At 66.0% G+C, this 18,892-nt stretch carries 18 protein-coding genes; 6 read left to right on the top strand and 12 right to left on the bottom strand.

All coding sequences use genetic code 11. The features are described 5' to 3' along the window. Positions 1-17: 17 nt before the first annotated feature. A complete protein-coding gene (locus tag D8676_RS14405) occupies positions 18-2,747 on the bottom strand; it encodes a UvrD-helicase domain-containing protein (RefSeq protein WP_121581765.1) in 2,730 nt (909 codons plus the stop codon). Positions 2,748-2,798: 51 nt separating this feature from the next. Continuing rightward, positions 2,799-3,641 carry a hypothetical protein gene (locus D8676_RS14400; protein WP_121581764.1) on the bottom strand — a complete coding sequence of 281 codons (843 nt, stop codon included), beginning with the start codon at positions 3,639-3,641 and terminating at the stop codon, positions 2,799-2,801. 284 nt (positions 3,642-3,925) lie between these two features. Here D8676_RS14400 and D8676_RS14395 point away from each other — a divergent pair, with 284 nt between their 5' ends. Beyond that, positions 3,926-4,462, top strand: coding sequence for a glyoxalase superfamily protein (locus tag D8676_RS14395; protein WP_121581762.1), 537 nt, complete (start codon positions 3,926-3,928; stop codon positions 4,460-4,462). A 117-nt stretch (positions 4,463-4,579) separates the two neighbouring features. Here D8676_RS14395 and D8676_RS14390 read toward each other — a convergent pair whose 3' ends face one another. Together D8676_RS14390 and D8676_RS14385 are read right to left on the bottom strand one after the other, a co-directional pair. Continuing rightward, a complete protein-coding gene (locus tag D8676_RS14390) occupies positions 4,580-5,134 on the bottom strand; it encodes an OmpA family protein (RefSeq protein ID WP_121581760.1) in 555 nt (184 codons plus the stop codon). A gap of 10 nt (positions 5,135-5,144) precedes the next feature. Continuing rightward, positions 5,145-5,810 carry a L,D-transpeptidase gene (locus tag D8676_RS14385; RefSeq protein WP_121581758.1) on the bottom strand — a complete coding sequence of 222 codons (666 nt, stop codon included), beginning with the start codon at positions 5,808-5,810 and terminating at the stop codon, positions 5,145-5,147. A 282-nt stretch (positions 5,811-6,092) separates the two neighbouring features. Here D8676_RS14385 and D8676_RS14380 point away from each other — a divergent pair, with 282 nt between their 5' ends. Further along, the gene (locus D8676_RS14380; RefSeq protein ID WP_121581756.1) at positions 6,093-6,968 is read left to right on the top strand and encodes a dienelactone hydrolase family protein; all 876 of its coding nucleotides are present in this window, start codon (positions 6,093-6,095) and stop codon (positions 6,966-6,968) included. Between the two features lie 39 nt (positions 6,969-7,007). Here the strand turns inward: D8676_RS14380 and D8676_RS14375 are convergent, their stop codons facing one another. Then, the gene (locus tag D8676_RS14375) at positions 7,008-7,205 is read right to left on the bottom strand and encodes a hypothetical protein (protein ID WP_121582066.1); all 198 of its coding nucleotides are present in this window, start codon (positions 7,203-7,205) and stop codon (positions 7,008-7,010) included. Between the two features lie 177 nt (positions 7,206-7,382). Next, positions 7,383-7,868, bottom strand: coding sequence for a thioesterase family protein (locus D8676_RS14370; protein WP_121581753.1), 486 nt, complete (start codon positions 7,866-7,868; stop codon positions 7,383-7,385). A 107-nt stretch (positions 7,869-7,975) separates the two neighbouring features. Between D8676_RS14370 and D8676_RS14365 the strand changes: the two genes are divergently transcribed. The 3 genes from D8676_RS14365 (at position 7,976) to D8676_RS14355 (ending at position 14,218) form a co-directional block, all read left to right on the top strand. Continuing rightward, complete coding sequence (locus tag D8676_RS14365) at positions 7,976-9,406, top strand: FAD-linked oxidase C-terminal domain-containing protein (RefSeq protein WP_121581751.1); 1,431 nt, start codon at positions 7,976-7,978, stop codon at positions 9,404-9,406. A gap of 73 nt (positions 9,407-9,479) precedes the next feature. Further along, on the top strand, positions 9,480-10,004 hold the full coding sequence (locus D8676_RS14360) for a hypothetical protein (protein WP_121581749.1): 525 nt from the start codon (positions 9,480-9,482) through the stop codon (positions 10,002-10,004). 116 nt (positions 10,005-10,120) lie between these two features. Further along, positions 10,121-14,218: an AsmA-like C-terminal region-containing protein gene (locus tag D8676_RS14355; RefSeq protein WP_121581747.1), complete on the top strand. Its 4,098-nt coding sequence runs from the start codon at positions 10,121-10,123 to the stop codon at positions 14,216-14,218. Between the two features lie 52 nt (positions 14,219-14,270). On the opposite strand, the gene D8676_RS14350 is transcribed toward D8676_RS14355, so the two are convergent. The 5 genes from D8676_RS14350 to D8676_RS14330 form a co-directional block, all read right to left on the bottom strand. Beyond that, positions 14,271-14,504 carry a ribbon-helix-helix domain-containing protein gene (locus D8676_RS14350; RefSeq protein ID WP_121581745.1) on the bottom strand — a complete coding sequence of 78 codons (234 nt, stop codon included), beginning with the start codon at positions 14,502-14,504 and terminating at the stop codon, positions 14,271-14,273. Positions 14,505-14,512: 8 nt separating this feature from the next. Beyond that, positions 14,513-14,701, bottom strand: a complete 189-nt coding sequence (locus D8676_RS14345; RefSeq protein WP_121581743.1) for a DUF4169 family protein — start codon at positions 14,699-14,701, stop codon at positions 14,513-14,515. Between the two features lie 7 nt (positions 14,702-14,708). Continuing rightward, the gene (locus D8676_RS14340) at positions 14,709-15,251 is read right to left on the bottom strand and encodes an SspB family protein (RefSeq protein WP_121581741.1); all 543 of its coding nucleotides are present in this window, start codon (positions 15,249-15,251) and stop codon (positions 14,709-14,711) included. 77 nt (positions 15,252-15,328) lie between these two features. Beyond that, complete coding sequence (locus D8676_RS14335) at positions 15,329-16,024, bottom strand: hypothetical protein (protein WP_121581739.1); 696 nt, start codon at positions 16,022-16,024, stop codon at positions 15,329-15,331. Positions 16,025-16,153: 129 nt separating this feature from the next. Beyond that, a complete protein-coding gene (locus D8676_RS14330; RefSeq protein ID WP_121581737.1) occupies positions 16,154-16,834 on the bottom strand; it encodes a TetR/AcrR family transcriptional regulator in 681 nt (226 codons plus the stop codon). A gap of 169 nt (positions 16,835-17,003) precedes the next feature. Between D8676_RS14330 and D8676_RS14325 the strand changes: the two genes are divergently transcribed. Continuing rightward, positions 17,004-18,212: a multidrug effflux MFS transporter gene (locus tag D8676_RS14325; protein WP_121581735.1), complete on the top strand. Its 1,209-nt coding sequence runs from the start codon at positions 17,004-17,006 to the stop codon at positions 18,210-18,212. Between the two features lie 60 nt (positions 18,213-18,272). On the opposite strand, the gene D8676_RS14320 is transcribed toward D8676_RS14325, so the two are convergent. Then, positions 18,273-18,839, bottom strand: coding sequence for an AAA family ATPase (locus D8676_RS14320; RefSeq protein ID WP_121581734.1), 567 nt, complete (start codon positions 18,837-18,839; stop codon positions 18,273-18,275). Between the last annotated feature and the right edge of the window lie 53 nt (positions 18,840-18,892).

Here is an 18,892-nt window from a genome sequence, read left to right as displayed (position 1 = left end):
TTTTTGCTGGAATTGCTCTAGACAGGCTGCACGAAGCCGTCGAGCACCTTCTTCTGGCCGGCCTTGTCGAAGTCGATGGTGAGCTTGTTGCCCTCGATCGCCGCGACGTTGCCGTTGCCGAATTTCTGGTGGAATACGCGGTCGCCGATGTTGAAGGGGGAGGGTGTGTCGGAGACGGATTTGGCGACAAGTTCGCCCTCGATGGTGCGGCCCTTCACCGAGGTTCGACCGGCGCCGTAGCCCGAGTCCGTCTCGCCATAGCCTATGCGCTCGACCTGGTGGCCGGAACGCGAACCCCAGTTGCGGTCGGTCGCTTCGGTGCGGTTCGCCTGGGCGCGCGCCCAGCCCGGCGTGGCGTAGGTGTTGGAGAAGGCGCCGTTGCCGGCCGAGTCGACATTGTCGAAGCGCGAGGCGCCGTAGGGATTGCGGCGATCCCCCCCTCTGGCTCCGCCGCGTCCCGACGCGAAGGAGCCGCCGCCATAAGGATTGCCGTAGCCGCCATAGGAGTTGCCGGTGTCGGACACCTCGACATGCGCCTCCGGCAGTTCGTCGAGGAAACGCGACGGTATGGTCGACTGCCAGAGGCCGTGGATGCGGCGGTTGGAGACGAACCAGATGTGCAGATGTTTCTTGGCGCGGGTGAGGCCGACATAGGCGAGGCGGCGCTCCTCCTCCAGCCCCGAGCGTCCGCCCTCGTCCAGCGCGCGCTGGTGGGGGAAGAGACCTTCCTCCCAGCCCGGCAGGAAGACGGTGTCGAACTCCAGCCCCTTGGCCGAGTGGAGCGTCATGATGTTGACGGCGTCGAGCTCGGCGTTCTGCTCGGCGTCCATGACGAGCGCGACATGCTCCAGGAAGGAGCGCATCGACTCGTACTCCTCCATCGAGCGGATGAGTTCCTTGAGGTTTTCGAGCCGGCCGGGCGCTTCGGCCGAGCGGTCGTTCTTCCACATGTCGGTATAGCCGGACTCCTCGAGGATGGTCTCGGCGAGCTCGGTGTGCGGCGTGGTCTCGAGCGCGGCCTGCCAGCGGGCGAAGTTGGCGGCGACCTCGCGAAGCGCCGCGCGCGGCTTGGGCTTCAGCTCGTCGCTTTCGGCGAGCTGGGCGGCGGCGGCGAGCATCGGCACGCCGAGAGCGCGCGCCGTGTCGTGGATCTGGCGGATGGTGGCTTCGCCAAGCCCGCGCTTGGGCACGTTGACGATGCGCTCGAAGGCGAGATCGTCGGCGCCTTGCGCAACGACGCGGAAATAAGCCATCGCATCGCGGATTTCCTGCCGCTCGTAGAAGCGCGGGCCGCCGATGACGCGGTAGTTCAGCCCGATCTCGATGAAGCGATCCTCGAAGGAGCGCGTCTGGAAGGAGGCGCGCACGAGAATGGCCATGTCGTTCAGGCTGTGGCCGCGGCGCTGCGCCTGCTCGATCTCCTCGCCGACGGCGCGCGCTTCCTCGTCCGAATCCCAGGCGGCATGGACGATGACCTTGCCGTCGTCGGGGTCGTCGCGGTCGGTGAACAGCGTCTTGCCGAAGCGGCCCTCATTGTGGGCGATGAGGTGCGACGCGGCCCCCAGTATGTGCGCGGTCGAGCGGTAGTTGCGCTCCAGCCGGATGATGGTGGCGCCCGGAAAATCCTTGTCGAAGCGCAGGATGTTATCGACCTCGGCCCCGCGCCAGCCATAGATCGACTGGTCATCGTCGCCGACGCAGCAAATGTTTATCTGCTGCTGATTATTTTCGCTCACGGGCGGTTCCGCGCCTGCCGGCGCGGGCCCTCCGCGGGGGCCTCGCATAGGCTCGGACGTCCGGTCGGACTTGCGGCCTTCGGCCGAAGGGAGCCCGCTTTGATCGGGCTTCGCCTGCGGCCTTTGCGCGAGCAGCCGCAGCCAGAGATACTGCGCGGTGTTGGTGTCCTGGTATTCGTCGACGAGGATGTATTTGAACCTGCGATGATATTCCTTCAGCACGTCAGGATTTTCGCGGAAAATCCTGATTGGATGACACAAAAGGTCGCCGAAATCGCAGGCGTTGAGGGTCTTCAGCCGCTCCTGATAGGCGCGAAAGAGCTCGCGCCCCTTGCCGTTGCCGAAACTCCTCGCGTCGCCTTCCGGAATGTCGTTCGGACCAAAACCCTTGTTCTTCCAGCCGTCGATCATCATGGCGAACTGGCGTGGCGGCCAGCGCTTGTCGTCGAGGCTCTCCGCCTGGATCAACTGCTTGAGGAGGCGGATCACATCATCGGTGTCGAGGATGGTGAAATCGCTCTTCAGTCCGGCCAGCTCGGCATGGCGGCGCAGGAGCTTGACGCCGATCGAGTGGAAGGTGCCGAGCCAGGGCATGCCCTCGACATTCTCGTCGCCGATCAGCATGCCGACGCGCTGCTTCATCTCGCGCGCGGCCTTGTTGGTGAAGGTGACGGCGAGGATCTGCGAGGGGTAGGCGAGGCCGGTGGCGAGGATGTGGGCGATGCGGGTGGTCAGCACCCGCGTCTTGCCGGTGCCGGCGCCGGCGAGCACCAGCACTGGGCCTTCGGTCGTCTCGACGGCGAGCCGCTGCTCGGGATTGAGGCCCTTCAGATAGTCAGGCGGCTGGTTGTGGCCCTGACGCGCCGCCATCGCGCGCGCGGCAATTCCCAGACCACCGGCACGCGGGGCCGGCGCAGGCGCGTCTTCACGCGGACGCGGAGCGCCGGGAGCACGCCCACTGGGCTTCGGCTCCTCGTCGAAGAACGGCATGTCGTCGGGAAAGTCCACCATTTGTTCCGAATGTAGTGATTCGGAAGGGAAAGGCCAGCTTCGAACGTGAGGCTATGCCTTGCGCATTCCCAGCGCAGCGAAAAGGCGGCTGCCGAAATCACGCGCTTCCTTGCTCAAGACCTGGTCGACAGCTTGCAGACTGAGTTCGTAGTAGCGTGTGCCGGCTGGTGTTTCGAGAAATTCCACATGCTTCTCAAGTTCTTCGCCCGGCAGATCGCGATAGGTTATTGCGGTGTCTGCCTGGATGATCTTTTCGGCGGTTTGCCGTATGTCCGCAGTCGCTTGTTTGACCAAAGCAAGCATAACCTCGTCGGTTACCGGCGTTTCCGCTGCGGCAAACATTCCGGCCACCATGCCGTAGGTCATGTTCAGGGTGACAACTTCGGCAAAATCGATGGCGCCGAGTCCTTCGAGCATACGGTTGTACAGCGCCACGCGTTCAGGATCCTTCGCCGCCAAATCCTTGAAGATACGCTGGCCTTCAACTTCCCTGGCTTTTGTGTCGCCCGCCTTCGCGTTGGCGATCTCCAGAGCACTCACCTTGAGACCTAAGGGTGATGAAAAGTACCCGTAGAGCTCACGAAGTTCCGCATCGGTCAGTTTGCCTGCCATCCGCGCCTCCACGGCCGCGACTAGCCGGTCCGCGTTGAATGCCTCTTCAGATGCTACGGCCCACGCATCCACCAACTTCTCGGGCTTTGGCCCCGAAAACTCGTCGAAACCGTCGTGGAACGACCGCTTTATTGCGGCGAAGAAATCGTGAAATCCATTGATGTCATTGATGCTCTGGAGTGTCGGTTGCTCTTGTGCAGCGGTTTCGGAAACCAGTCCCGGGCCGAACCAAAGGACAAGAAGGAAAAGTTGTCCAACCAGTATATTTGAAATTTTCTTCATTTTCCCCCGCGCCCGAACTTTGGATACGGTCGGCATCTTGGGGGGTGGGGGAAACGCAAGTCAAGGCACGCCTGCGATTTGCGAGGTCGGGATAATGTGGCCGAATTGACGCTTGAGGTTGTGCTGGGCTAGCGTGACGCCGGCTCGACGCAGCCGGCAGTCCGCGCCCGCAAGGGTATGGCGAATGCGTCGCTTCTCTCGAGTCTGATCCCTTCCGTCAGGGCGAAGGCATCGGCAATGCGGACATCGATGACGCTTTCGCCTGCCGAAGAGGATCGAAAACCATGCGAACCGCACAGGACGCAAAGGTGATGGCGAAGTCCATCCGCCAGTCGCTTGCCGAAAAGAATATCGATATCAGCCATAGCGAGGCGCTCGAGATCGTCGCGCGTCAGTTCGGCTACGACAACTGGAATATCTTGTCCGCCAGGCTGGAAAGGGAGGCGGCCGGCCCGAGCGATGGCATCTCGTTTAGCCAGCCGGTGCCGATCGTGCGCATCTTCGACGAGGCCCGGGCGATGGAGTTCTATCGGGATTTCCTCGGCTTCACCGTCGACTGGGAACACCGGTTCCACGCGGGCGCGCCGCTCTACTGCCAGGTGTCGCTCGGCGGCATGCGGCTGCATCTCTCCGAGCATTCGGGCGACGCCAGTCCCGGCTGCACCTCGGTCGTCTACATGAAGGGCGTCGAGGCCTGGCAGAAATCACTGATCGGCAAGGACTACAAATACAACCGGCCGGGCCTGAACAAGCAGGACTGGGGGCTGGAATGCGAGGTCATCGACCCGTTCGGCAACCGCATCCGCTTCATGGAGCAATAGCCGACAGCAATCGGGATTCGCGCCGGCAGATCCTCGGGACAAGCCCGAGGATGACGGCGTTGAGAGGTTCAGTCTGACGAGTCCCGGAGCCGCGTTCGAGGAGGGCAGGAAGGCGGATCAGCTGCCGTTGTCCTCGCGCTGCAGGCGCAGGTTGGTGACGACGCGGCGGTTCTGCACCTTGCAGGCGCGCTCGCTGCAGGAGCGCACCTCGCGGTCCTTGCCGTAGCCCTTCGCCCACAAGCGGTTGGGCGCGACGCCGCCTGATATCATGTAGTTCATCACCGCGTCGGCGCGCTGCTGCGAAAGCTGCACCATCTTGGCATTGCCGCCGGGATCGTCGGCGAAGCCCTGCAGCTTGGCGAACCATTTTGGATATTTCTGCAGGAAGGCGACCTGGTTGTCGATCGTCGCCCTCGCCGTTTCGTCGAGGGTGGCGGAGCCCTCGGCGAAGTAGATGCGCCGGCCAGCGGAAAGGATGAAGTCCTCCTCCGTGCCCGGCTTTACGTTCTCGAAGCCCGCAGCCGGGTCATCGGTGTAGCCGCCCGCCTGCGAGGCGAGCGTATCGCTCGGATTGGACGGGGTGAGCCCGTCGCTGGTGGTGGAACACGAGGCGGCAAACATCAAAAGGCCGGCGAACACGCCGGCCCTCGCCATCTTCAAAGCTACGATCATCTCTATTGGCTCAACCGTTCTGGACGTCGTCGACCGGGGGCGCCCGGTCCGCGATATGGGGCAGGACCTGCGTGGCCGTTCCGATCGGGCAGCGCTGGTAGAGGTCGATCACATGTTCGGGGAACATGCGGATGCAGCCGGATGACACGTCCTTGCCGATGCTGCCCGGCTCGAGCGTGCCATGCAGCCGGTAGCCGGTGTCGCCGCCATTGTTGAAAAGGTACAGGGCGCGCGGCCCGAGCGGGTTGGTCGGCGAGCCGCCTTCGACGGAGAGGGGCAGGTCGGGCTGGCGCTGGCGCATCTCCGGCGGCGGCGTCCACTTCGGCCACAACGCCTTGCGGTCGATATTGGCGCGTCCGAACCACTGGAAGCCCTCGCGGCCGACGCCGACGCCGTAGCGGATGGCGGTGCCGTTCTCCATGATGAGGTAGAGGAAGTGGTGCCGGGTATCGACGACGACCGTGCCGGCCGGCTCCGACGACTTGTACTTGACCATCTGCTTGTGCCACCGCTTGTCGATGACGGCGAAGTTGGTCAGCCTGAAGGTGACGCCGTTGTCGACCGCGGTTCCGGCGAACCAGGACGTCTTCTTCTGTGCCTCGGCGGGCACGATGCCGGCGCCGACAGCAGCCGTGGCCGCTGCGCCGAGCAGCAGTTCGCGACGGTTCAGTTCCATGGTTCCCCTCCACGGCACGGCCGTGATCCGGCCGGATGTTTGGCGGCAGCATACAATAACGCCGGTTTTCCGGCAACTTGGCCAAGCGGCCGGTAGACCCGCCCAGGCAGAAAGCTAACCGAAGGCTTCTTTCGACTTCCTGAATGGGGGCCCGGACGTCCGTTTTGCTTGATCGGCAAACACCTGTCGGGAGCGGCCGCTTGCTGCTACATCACCCATCTGTGACTCGACGCTGGCGACGGCGGGACTAGTTCTGCCGCAGAGGAATGGAGGAGGAGCGACATGACCCGACCCGACATCACCCAGGCGATGATCGACGCCTATGACGAATACACCCATCTCACGCTCGACCGCCGTGGCTTCATGGAGAAGCTGACGAAACTCGCGGGTTCCGGCGCGGCCGCGGCAACGATCGCGCCACTGCTCGCCGCCAATCCGGCGGCCGCCGAGATCGTGCCGGCCGACGATCCCCGGCTGAAGGGCGCCGACGTGAGCTGGCCGGGCGCAACGGAAGAGATGACGGGCTACCTCGTCCACCCGGCGGACCAGAACGGCAAGCTCCCGACCGTGATCGTCATCCACGAAAACCGGGGGCTCAACGCGCATATAAGGGATGTGGCGCGCCGCGTGGCGCTGGAAGGTTTCCTGGTGCTCGCGCCGGACTATCTGTCGCCGCTCGGCGGCACGCCCGGCGACGAGGAAAAGGCCCGCGAGATGATCGGCAAGCTGGATCCGGGGCAGGTCGTCGTCGATGGCGTCGCCACCGTCGACTTCCTCCAGAACCATGAACTCGGCACCGGCAAGGTCGGCGCGATGGGCTTCTGCTGGGGCGGCGGCGCGGTCAACAACCTTGCCGTCGCCGAGCCGGACCTGCTGGCGGGCGTCGCCTATTACGGCCGCCAGGCGGACGCGGCGGACGTGCCGAAGATCGAGGCGGCCCTGCTCTTGCATTATGCGGGGCAGGACGAGCGCATCAATGCCGGTATCGACGCCTACAAGGCGGCGCTCGAAGCGGCTGGCAAGGATTTTACCGTCTACATCTACGAGGGCGCGCAGCACGCCTTCAACAACGACACCTCGGCCGCGCGCTACGACAAGGCAGCAGCGGACCTGGCCTGGGGCCGCACGATCGCCTTCTTCAAGGAGAAGCTGGCTTAGCGGCAGCCATTCCGCGTTGCCGCATGCAGGAGCGGCGGGCTAGTGGACGCCCCGCCGCGAGCGGGCCTGTTTGATGATGGCGCGCCAGCGGATCATCTCGATCGGGATCGGCTGGTGCTCGCCGGCCTTGCGGTAGATCTCGTTGTCGAGGTTCTTCAGCGCCCGCCAGAAATCATAGTCGCTGATGCGCTGGTCGTCCGCCAGCCGATGCGCAACCAACCCGATGTCCTGCTTCATCTGCATCCCAAGCCACCTTCGCCCGGGTCTCCGATCCGAACGCTGGCAAATCTCTGCCGAGTCGTCGGCGGGGATCAATGGCGGCCTGGCGGCTTTTGCACGTTAACGGACTGTAAAGGTTAATTCGGCCGCAAGGTGTTGCATCGCCGCAATAGCGGCAGGCGCCCTGAGCCGTGCTCAGGGCTTGCGCTTGATGGCGATCGAGCGGCCGGCCCGCTCCGGCATGGGAAGGGCGGCGTGGGCGGCGCGGATGGCCTCGACGCGCGCCATCACGTCGGACGGGAAGGGGGCGACCTTCGGCCCGCTCATGTCGACATGGAGGGAGAGCGTCTCGGAGGTCGCCGCGAGCCAGCCGTCGGCGTGGCGGATCTCCTGGTAGGCGCGCAGCCGCTTCTCGTCATTGTCGATGAGGTTGAAGCTGACGGTCACCTTGTCGCCGAGATGCAACTCGCGCACGTAGCAGACATGGGCTTCGGCCGTGTAGATGGTGAGCCGGCGGTCGCGCGCATAGGCCGGGCCCATGCCCATCAGCTCGAAGGCCTCGTCCGAGCCGCGGTCGAAGAGCACGTTGTAGTAGGCCATGTTGAGGTGGCCGTTGTAGTCTATCCAGTCCTTCTCGATCTCCATGGTGCGGGAGACGATGGGCGCGGCAATGGTCGTCATCGGTCGTGGCCTGTTCCTTGGGACGCTGGACAAGCCGCGCCGCTGGTGACACTACGCGTCCATAGCCGGAGAACAAGGGCCGGGCTGGCCCAAATGCGCAGGAAATCATGGCTCTCAGCGACCTCAACAAAGTGGAACGCAATGAAGCCGGCATCGCCGCGGTGCTCGGCGTGCTGAAGCAGCGCTTCGGCGAGCGCCTGCAGACCGGGCAGGCAATCTGCGAGCAGCACGGGCACACCACCACCTACATCCCGAACCAGGCGCCGGACGGCGTCGTGTTCGCCGAGAGCACGGAGGAGGTGCAGGAGGTCGTGCGCGCCTGCGCCGAGCACCGGGTGCCGGTGATCGCCTTCGGGACGGGCACCTCCCTCGAAGGCGCGGTCAACGCGCCGGGCGGCGGCATCTCGCTCGACACCTCGCGCATGAACCGCGTCATCGAGGTCAACCCGCAGGATCTCGACTGCACGGTGGAGCCCGGGGTGACGCGGCACGAACTCAACGACTACCTGCGCGACACCGGACTGTTCTTCCCAATCGATCCCGGCGCCAACGCCAGCCTTGGCGGCATGGCGGCGACGCGCGCTTCCGGAACCAATGCCGTGCGTTACGGCACAATGCGCGAGAACGTGCTGTCGCTGACGGCGGTGATGGCCGACGGCAGCGTGGTCACCACCGGCAAGCGCGCCAAGAAAAGCTCGGCCGGCTACGACCTGACGCGGCTCATCGTCGGCTCCGAGGGGACGCTCGGCATCATCACCTCGCTGACGCTGAAGCTCGCCGGCATTCCGCAGGCGATCTCGGGCGGCGTCTGCCCGTTCCCGAGCGTCGAACAGGCCTGCGAGGCAGTGATCGCGACCATCCAGATGGGCATCCCGGTAGCGCGCATCGAACTTGCCAACGCGCTGCAGATGCGCGCGCTGATCAACTATTCGAAGCTCGACTACCCCGAAGGGCCGTGCCTCTTCCTCGAATTCCACGGCAGCGATGCAAGTGTGGCCGAACAGGCGGAATCCTTCGGCGAGATCGCCAGCGAGTTCGGCGGCGGGCCGTTCATCTGGACCAGCGTCGCGGAGGAGCGCAACAAGCTCTGGAAGGCGCGCCACGACGCCTACTGGGCGTCGCTGACACTGCGCCCCGGCTCGCGCGGGCTTTCCACCGACGTCTGCGTGCCGATCTCCCGGCTGGCCGAATGTATCGCCGAGACCGAGGCAGACATCGCCGAGATGGGGCTGATCGCGCCGATCGTCGGCCATGTCGGCGACGGCAATTTCCACACCATGGTCCTGATGGACATGGACAATCCCAAGGAGATCGAGCTGGCCGAAGAGTTCTGCGCCCGGCTCAACGCGCGGGCGCAGCGCATGGACGGCACCTGCACCGGCGAGCACGGCATCGGGCAGGGCAAGATCGGCTTCATCGAAGGGGAGATCGGCCGCGAGGGCGTCGACGTCATGCGCACCATCAAGGCGGCGCTCGATCCCTACAACATTCTCAATCCGGGCAAGATCTGGCCGGGCGCCGGAAACAGGGCTTCCTGAGCCGAGCTTGACCCCAGGGTGATTTGGCCGGACACTTCGTGCCGACAGCATCGTCAGGCGAGGAATCCCGGATATGGCCATTTCGCGCAAACAGGAAGAGCGGGCGCTGAGCGCCGAGGAATGGACGCTCGTCCAGAACTCCTATCATCCGACAGTCCAGGACCTTTCGGATGCCGAGCTGCGCGATCTCCTGAAGACACTGCGCGAGCGCCGTGACCGCGCGCAGTCGGAAGCCAACCGCAAACGTCGCGAGATGCGCGGCAAGGCAGCGCCGAAGGGAGCGCGGCCGGCGGCCAAGGACGACGGCACCAGGGTAAAGCTCGGCGTATTGGCGAGGAGCATGCGCCGCCTCAACGGCGAGCATGAGCGCCGGCGCCAGCTCGCGGCGCGAATCGAGCTTGTCGACAACGCGCGACATGCGCTTGCGCTCAAGAAGGAGAAGACCGCCGAGCGCCCCGCCGATTTCAACTCCCGCCGGGCGCATGCGGGCATGCGGGCCGTCGAAAGCAGCAAGAGCAAAAGCCTGATCCGGCCGATGGAACGCGGCCGCCAGCGCAAGGCCGCAGCCGTGGCCCAGGCAAAGCGCGACGCACGCTAGGCCGGGTGCGTCGGGCGCGCTCTTCGCGTCCCGCCGCACTGCGTTGAAATCGCCACTTTATCGACACGCCGATGCAGGTAAACTAGCGGCGGGTTTCAGGCACGCTTTCAGGACCGATGCTGGCACGGCTGTTCGTGATCTTCGGGGGACTCTTCGTGCTGGCGCTGACTGCGGCGCTGGTGGCCCCTTACTTTGTCGAATGGTCGAGCTACCGTGCCGGTTTCGAGCGCGAGGCGAGCGCCATACTGGGGCGCAAGGTCACCGTGCACGGGGAAGCGACGGCGACGATCCTACCGTTCCCGTCGGTGACCTTCTCCGACGTCGAAGTGGCAGGAGGTCCGGACGGCGAGCCGGCGATGACCGCCGAGACCTTCTCGATGGACGCCGAGCTTGCGCCGCTGCTCTCCGGCGACTTCCATATCTTCGACATGCGCCTGGTGCGGCCGAAGGCGACGATCGAAGTCGCGGCCGACGGCGCGATCGACTGGGCGGTGCGGCCTTCCACGCCCTTCAACGCCATCTCGATCGAAAAGCTAACCATCACCGAAGGCCAGGTGAGCCTGCGCCATGCCGCCAGCGGCCGTACGCACCGGCTGACCGAGATCAACACGGAGGTGTCGGCCCGCTCGATCGCAGGTCCGTGGCGCATGATCGGTTCGATGCGCGTCGACGGCCTGCGCACGGCGGTGACGGTCAACACCGGCCAGGCCAGCAACGGCGCCATGCGGCTCCGAATACAGGCCGAGCCCGAGGTGCAGAAGGTCTCGATCGAATCAGACGGCGAACTGCGCTTCGACGGCGGCGCGGCGGCGAAATATGCCGGTGACTTTCACCTGGCGGCGCGCCGCGACCAGGTCGAGGGCGAAGCGCCGCCGCCGGCGGCAAAGGGCCCCGGTTTCCGCATCAAGGGCAAGTTCGCGCTCGACAACGAACGGCTGGCGCTCGACCCGTTCCGCTTCGAGACGGGGCCGCTCGACAATCCGTACTCGGCCGACGGCAAGGGGTTCGTCGAGTTCGGGGCCGAGCCGCGCTTCGCCCTGTCGCTCAACGGGGCGCAGGTGCGCTTCGACGAGGCGATCGGCGTCGACGCATCCGGCAGCGGCCTGACGCTGGCCGAGCGGCTTGCGGCGCTGCAGGAAGCGCTGCTCGACCTGCCGAAACCCTCGATACCGGGAACGCTCGAGGTCAATCTGCCGGCCGTCGTGGCCGGCGACACGACGGTCCGCGACGTACGCCTGTCCGCCGAGCCGGCGACCGGCGGCTGGACGGTGAAGTCGCTTGCCGCGACGTTGCCCGGACGTTCGACGCTCGAAGCCGACGGCATGCTGCGCACCGAAGGCGATTTCGGCTTCTCGGGCTCGCTGTTGCTCGCGGTCGGCCAGCCCTCGGGCTTCGCCGCCTGGGTCGCGCAGGATGTCGACGATGCGATCAGGCGGCTTCCCGCCGCCGGCTTCCGCGCCGATGTCGACCTGACGCAGGAACGCCAGGCCTTCAGCAATCTGGAACTCGGGCTCGGCAGCGCGACCTTCCGCGGCGAGGCCGAGCGCCGGCAGCCGCTGGACGCAAAACCGGCGACCGTGCTGAAACTCTCCGGCGGCGCGCTCGACGTCGACGGACTGGCTGCCTTCGCCTCGCTTTTCGTCAGCGATGTCGGCGTGAACCGTTTCGCCGACGGCGACCTCGACCTGGAGGTGAAGGCCGGTCCGGTCAGTGCCGCCGGCCTGACGGCGCAATCGGTGGATACGGCGTTGAGGCTGCGCGAGGGTCTGCTGGAGATCGACCGCCTGTCGATTGGCGACCTTGCCGGCGCGACGGTCAGCGCGACCGGCACCGTGCGCGACTTCCCAGAAAACCCCTCCGGCAACATCGATGCCTCGCTGATCGCCGTCGATCTCGCGCCGCTGCTCGACGCGGCCGCCGGCCGCTATGGGGCCAACGTGATGGTCCAGGCGCTGCAGGCGCGCGCCGCGGCTTATCCCGGCCTGTTCCAGGATGCGCGGCTCGACGTCGTGGCGACCGCCGCGGCCAATGACGACGGCACCACTGGCATCGCCGCCAGCGCCAACGGCACCGCCGGCGGCACGGCCCTGTCGGCGACGATGTCGGGCAGCGCCCGGCCGGGGCAGGCGGCCGACGCCGACGTTTCGGTCGTGCTCTCGGGACGCAACGACGATGCGACCGAGCTGCTCGCGCTTTACGGGCTGCCGGTGCTGCCGCTCGGGCTCACCGGCCCCGGCGAGACCGACTTCTCGCTGAAGGGCAAGCTGTCGGGCGAGATGGCGACCTCGGCCAGCCTGAGGGCAGGCGACTTCTCGACCGGCTTTGCCGGCACGGCGAGGCTCGCCGACGGCGGCGTCGCCGTGAAAGGCGCGGCGCGGCTCAGCGCGCCGGACATAGAGCCGTGGTTGATGACGGCGAGCGTGGCGCTGCCGGCGATGGGTACCGGCATGCGCGTCGAACTGGAGGCGGATGCCGACTACGCCGACGGGCTGCTCGTGCTCGACCGGCTGACGGGAACGGTGAACGAGGGCGCTGTCGCCGGCGACCTCAACGCGGCGGTCAAGAGCGGCAAGCCGCACCTCACCGGACAACTGACGCTCGACGAGATGAATCTCGAGCCGCTGGCGGCGATGGTGCTCGGCGAGCCGGCGCTCGAAGGCACGGGCGATGGCTGGTCGTCCGTTCCCTTTGCGCCGAAGGTCACCGCGCCGTTCAGCGCAGAGCTCGGCGTCTCGGCCGCGACGGTGACGGCGGGGCCGGCGGTGAGCGTCTACGACGCCAGCCTGGCGCTGATGCTCGACGACCAGAGCCTCAGGCTTTCCGATGTTTCCGGCAAGCTGCACGGCGGCGCCTTGACCGGTCTGTTCGAGCTCAAGAACAATGACGGCACCGGGCTCCTTTCCGCGCAGATGAAGCTTTCCGGCGCCGACATCGCGTCTGCCCTCGGCGACGCCGGCCTGCGCGGCTCGGGCGACATGTCGACGGCGCTCTCGGCCAGCGGCAAGTCGGTCAGCGGGCTGGTGGCGACGCTTTCGGGCTCGGGCACCGCGGCCTTCCGCTCGCTGGTGGTCGACGGCGTCAACCCGCTCGCCTTGCCTCAGTTGATCGCCCGCGCCGACGAGTTCGGCAAGGACATCGACGCGGCCAAGACGGCGGGTTTTGCGCCGATCGTCGCCGGCGCCGGCAGCTTTGAGGCCGATCCCGGCGAGGCGGCGTTCACGGTCGCGGCGGGCGTGCTGCGCGCGCCGCCACTGACGCTGAGCAATGCCGCCGGAAGGATCGAGGCCAATCTCCAGACCGACTTCAACACCGGCGAGGTCTCTATCGACGGCACGCTGACCTATGAAGCCGGACAGGAAGCGCTGGTGGGCTCGGAGCCGGCGCTGCGCTTCAGCCTGCAAGGTCCGATCAGGGCGCCGGTCCGCCGCTTCGACAGCGAGCCGCTCGCGCAGTTCCTGACGCAGCGCGCGCTGGAGACCGAGCAGGCGCGGGTCGAGGGGATGCAGTCGGCGCTTCTCGAAAAGCAGAGGCTGCGGCGTGAGGCGCGCTACTACGCGGCGCTGCAGCAAGAGCACGACCGCGCCACCGAGGCATGGCGCAAGGAGCAGGAAGAGGCGAGGCGCAAGGCGGAAGCCGAGGCCGAAGCGCGGCGCAAGGCCGAAGAAGAAGCCCGGCTGAAAGCGGAGGCGGAGGAGCGCGAGCGGCAGGCCGAGGCCGAAAAGGCCCGGTTGAAAGCCGAGGCGGAGGCGAGGAGAGCGGCCGAGGAGCGCGCCAGGATCGCCGCCGAGGAAGCCAGGCAGCAGGCCGAGGCGGCCGCCCGCCTGGAGGCGGAAGCCGCCGCCAAGCTCGAAGCGGAGGAAAAGGCACGGCTGGAAGCGGAGGCGAAGGCCAGGCGCGAGGCCGAAGAGCGGGCGCGCCTGGAGGCGGAGGCTGCGAAACGCGAGGCCGAAGCAGCGGCAAAGGTGGAGGCCGAGACACGCGCCCGGCTGGCGGCGGAGGAGAAGGCGCGGCAGGAGGAACGCATCCGGCAAGAGCGGGCCGCGCGCGCGATCGAGGAGGCAGCGCGCCGCGAAGCCGAAACCGCGCCGCCTGCTTCAGGGACCGAGAACACGCCGCGTCCGCGCGCCGATGTCGGCCGGCCGGATGCTCCGCCGGATGCTTTTGCTCCGCTTGCCGATGACGGCTTCATGAGGATGTTGCAGGGGGCTCCCTAATCCCGGTACGGGCTGCGGGGGTTGGCAGCGGCGATGTCCAGGACGAAGACGTCTAGCCGGCGGTGAGCTTCGAATTCCGCTTCGCTTGATCGAGCACGAAAATCCGCAGCGCGGAGGAAAGATTGGCCTCGCGCGGCCGTCCTTCGTCGACTTCAGCCACAAGCGCCGCGAGGGTGATGTTTCGCGTCGCCGCGATGGCGCGCAGATCGTCGAGGAAGGGTTTCTCCAGCGAGAAGCTCGTGCGGTGGCCGCGAATGGTGACGGAGTGCTTGCGGACCAGGCTCACGGTCGCAATCAGGCCTTGTCGCTGTCGCCGAGCCTGTGGCCTTCGACGAAGCTTGCAGCCTTTTCAGCCTGCGTCCGGTCGCGCAGCTTCTCCGCCTTGGAGCGCCCGTGGAGGGCGCGGCTTTCGACGGCCGCCTGTTCCTTCGCGGCCCGAACCTTGCGCTTGCGGGCCATGCGGAGGTTGACGACGTTCGACATGGAGAGGCTACTTCTTGCGGAAGGCGTCGAGCGAAACGACGTCGGCGCCCTTGCCGGCCGGCGGCGCCTCTGCGGCCGGTTCCTTGGCGGCCTCGGCCGGCTTCTTCTTGCCTTCGGACTTCTTCGCCGGCGCGGCGGCTTTCGTATCCGCCTGCGGCTTGGCGGGCTTCTCCTCGACCGCTGCAGGCGCCTCGGTCTTCACGTCGAACTCGAGCTCGAAATTGACCGACGGATCGTAGAAGCCGCGCACCGCGGAGAAGGGGATCTCCAGCCGCTCGGGCACGTCGGAGAAGGAGAGGCCGACCTCGAAGCCGGTGTCGCTGACCTTCAGGTCCCAGTACTGGAACTGGATCACGATGGTCATCTGCTCGGGATATTTTTCGCGCAGGCGCGGCGAGACGCGCACGCCCGGCGCGCCGGTCAGGAAGGTGATGAAGAAGTGGTGGTTGCCGGGCAACCCCGTCCGCGCCACTTCGGCCAGGACCTTGCGCATGACGCCGCGCAAAGCCTCCTGGGCGAGAATGTCGTAGCGGATATGGTCTTCGGCCATGCGGTCTGGCGCCCGTTGAATCGTCCGATTAGCTGTAATCAAGCTTGGGCCCGGCGTAAACAGTTATAGGAACCCGTTCAGGCCCGCGCGAGTTCCAGCGTCAGGCCGTAGACGAGGATGCTGGCGCAGATCATCTCGCCGCCATCCTCGATCACGCCGACCAGTTCGATAGCCGGCGGATAGATTTCCCACACCATCGTGTGGAGCATGTCGAACCCGACCGCGAAGACGGCGAACAGGAGAAGCCAGGCGATCAGCCGCTTGGCCACGATCTTCTCGCTGACAGCGTCGGGGCGGGGCCAGGCGACAAAGAGAACGACGACGATGATGACGCCGAGGCTCGCCGCCACGATGAGTTCGCCGAACTCCTGCGCGCGCAGATAGAAATACGAGAAATGCTCGAGATAGATGTCCTCGAAACTCCTGAGGTCGAGCACCCGCACCAGCCATGAGCCCACCCGTTCGTGAAGCCGGATCGAATCGTCGATGGCGAAGTAGGCGAACAGCAGGGCCCAGGCGGCATAGATCAAGGCGCGCCTGCGCATGAAGAGGATGAGCAGCAGGACGGCCGCCACGGCCCATTTCAGGTGCTGGAACCGTTCGCTGAGGCCGGTCTCGTCCTCCATGTTCCAGATCCAGTGGTCGTATCCCCACAGGACATGCAGGCCGATCAGGAGAAGATCGGCCGCCAAAAGCAGCGCCAGCAATGCGAAGGCGAAGACCCTCAACTGCCGGCGCCACGGAAAATGCCGAAGCGCCTCGCTCGCCGACAAGAAACAGTTCCTCCCCCAACCCGGCCTCTCGATCACGACGACATTCGTGTCTGAGGGGCGCGGCCCGACACTTCCGGAACCTGAAAGCCGGTCCGTTCTATCGCATCGGTCAGGAAACCGGAATCGGTTTCAGTTGACCGTCCGGGATTGCCGGGGGAGGGCGGACGGCCTGCCGTAGGCGCGCAGGAAAGTGCGCACCGCGTTCTTCGCGGCCTCGCGCACGCGCTCCTCGCCGAGCTGCTCGCCGAGCACCATGGAAACGTGCAGATCGGCATTGATCAGCGCCATGAACTGGCGCGCGGCGACGTCGGGATCGTCGACGTCGAGATGGCCGCCATGGGCGAGGCGGGCAAAGCGCGCGGCCAGCGCCGCCCAGATCTTGCCCGGCCCGTCCTGGCGCCAGCCGGCAAAGAGTTCCGGATAGCGCTGGCCCTCGGCCTCAAGCAGCTTGCGCAGATATTTGCCGTCGCTGTTGCAGATGCAGTTGCGGTTCAGCCTGACAGCGAACGCGACGAGCTCCGCCTCGATGTCGGCCGGATGATCGGGGAAGGTGGCGAGGGTGGCGAAGATGCCGGCATTGGCGCGCTCGGTCAGCGCGCGCACGACGGCGACGAAGAGCTTTTCCTTGTCGCCGTGATGATTGTAGATCGTCTGGCGCGACACCCCGGCTTCGGCGGCGATCATGTCGATGTTGGCGCCGGCATAGCCCTCCCGGCAGAAGACATCAGTGGCAGCTTCCAGGATCGAAACGCGTTTCGCCGCATGGCTTCGGGCCGGCTGGATGTCAGGAGCGATGTCAGAAAGCGCCATGAAGCTTTGTAGCCCGGATTGACGAATTAGACAACGCTGTCTAAAAAATTGGACTGTATTGATATCTGTTGCGATGGCGGGGGAGTCAGCGGAGACGGGCATCATACGCTCTTGTGTCGGCGGTCAGGTTCGAATCCGGCTGCTGGCGATCGAATTGAAAGTCTGCATCATGAATTCCGGTTTCCTCCGCATCGCACTTGTGCTCGGCCTCGTTTCGGCCGTCGGACCGTTCTCCATCGACATGTACCTGCCGGCACTGCCCACCATCGGGGCCGACCTCGGTGCAAGCCCGTTCGCCGTGCAGATGACGCTCGTCGTGATGTTCGTGGCCTCGGCCGTCGCTCCGCTGGTGGTCGGGCCTCTCGCCGACATGTATGGCCGCAAGCCGGTCATGTATGGCGGCCTGGTCGTATTCGTCCTCGCCAGCATCGGGGCTGCCCTCGCGCCCAGCATCGAATGGCTGATCTTCTTCCGCCTGCTTCAGGGGCTCGGCACCAGCACCGGCATGGTCGTGCCGCGCGCAGTGGTCCGCGATCTGCATACGGGTCCGGAAGCCGCCAAGCTGATGTCGCTGCTCATGCTGGTCTTCAGCATCTCGCCCATCCTGGCGCCATTGACCGGAAGCTTCATTATCGAGGCGTTCGGCTGGCGGGCCGTGTTCTGGGCGGTCGCGATCGCGGCGGTCCTCGGCTTCTTCCTGCTCGCCTTCGGCATGGAGGAAACGCATCCGGCCGCCCGCCGGGGCGACAGTTCCTTCGGTTCCGCCTGGAGAGGCTACGGATATCTGATGCGCGACCGGACGTTCCTCGGCCTGGTGCTGATCGGCGGCTTCGGCGTCTCCAGCTTCTTCGTTTATCTGGCGAACTCGTCCTTCGTCATCATCGACCACTACGGCCTGTCGCCGTCGGCCTACAGCGTCTTCTTCGCGGTCAATGCGATCTCCTTCTTCGGGGTTTCGCAGACCAGCGGCTGGCTGACGCACAGGTTCGGCCTCGTTCGCGTCGTCCGTCCGGCGGTGCTGGGCTTTGCTGTGTCCATGATCGCCGGCAGCGTCCTGATGGCGGCGGGGATGGATTCGCTCTGGGTGCTCGCGGCGACGCTTTTCGTCGGCTACGGCTTCCTCGGCCTCGTCATCCCGACGACCTCGGTCCTGGCGATGGATGCTCATGGCAAGATCGCCGGAACGGCCGCCGCGCTGATGGGCACGCTGCATATGGTCACCGGCGTCGCCGCCATGACGGTCGCCGGCATCTTCGCCAGCGGCAAGCCGCTGCCCATGATGGCTTCCATCGCGGTCTGCGCGGCGATCGCGCTCCTGTTGACGCTGGTCACGCTGAGGCCAGGCGTAGAGGCCGAGGCCGTCGCGGCGGCCGAATGAGAGACTGAAGGACGTCGTCGGGATGAGGCCGGGTCCGCCCGGCCTTTTCGTTGCCGGTTGCTACGCCCGTGGCGGAACTTCGGCGCCGGTCTCGGCAAGCACGAAGGCGGCACGTTGCGCCACGGAGACGAGCGGCAGCTCGATAAGCTCATAGCCGAGCTCCGTGTAGGTCTCGACCATGACGGCATGGGTGCGCACGGCGACTTCCCAGTCTTGTCGCCGCTCTTCGTCCCTGCCGTAGATCTCCTTCCACGGCGGCGCGACGAAGACGCGCCTGTTGTAGCGGAGGCGCAACGCCTCCTCTTCCATCCAGGCTGGCACCTCCAGCCCTTCCAGCCTGAGATAGCCAATCGTGTCGGGAAGGCCGCGGTCGAAGATGACCGGGCCGTCCTGCCGCTCCGCCTGCCGATATGAGCGGAGCTCCCAATCGAACATCAGTTCGGCGAAACGTTCGCGATCGAGCCAGGGAAGGCCGTCGCCGCCGCCCTGCATCTGTTCGCGGATGACGCCGCGGCCGGCCTCGTCGGTGGTCGCAAAGCCGCGCGCCTTCAGCGCCTCGATCAACGTCGTCTTGCCGGCCCCCGGCCCGCCGGTCAGCACGAAGAAACGGTCGTGTGGATTTTGCAAAAAGGGCTCCTTTCAGAGTGGGCACTCATGGGCTGCAAAAATCGGTGGTTTCG

The organism is Mesorhizobium sp. YM1C-6-2, assembly GCF_003666685.1.
Taxonomy (GTDB): domain Bacteria; phylum Pseudomonadota; class Alphaproteobacteria; order Rhizobiales; family Rhizobiaceae; genus Mesorhizobium_K.
The sequence above is the reverse complement of the archived record's forward strand: the minus strand, read 5'-3'. Positions and strand labels throughout refer to the sequence as shown.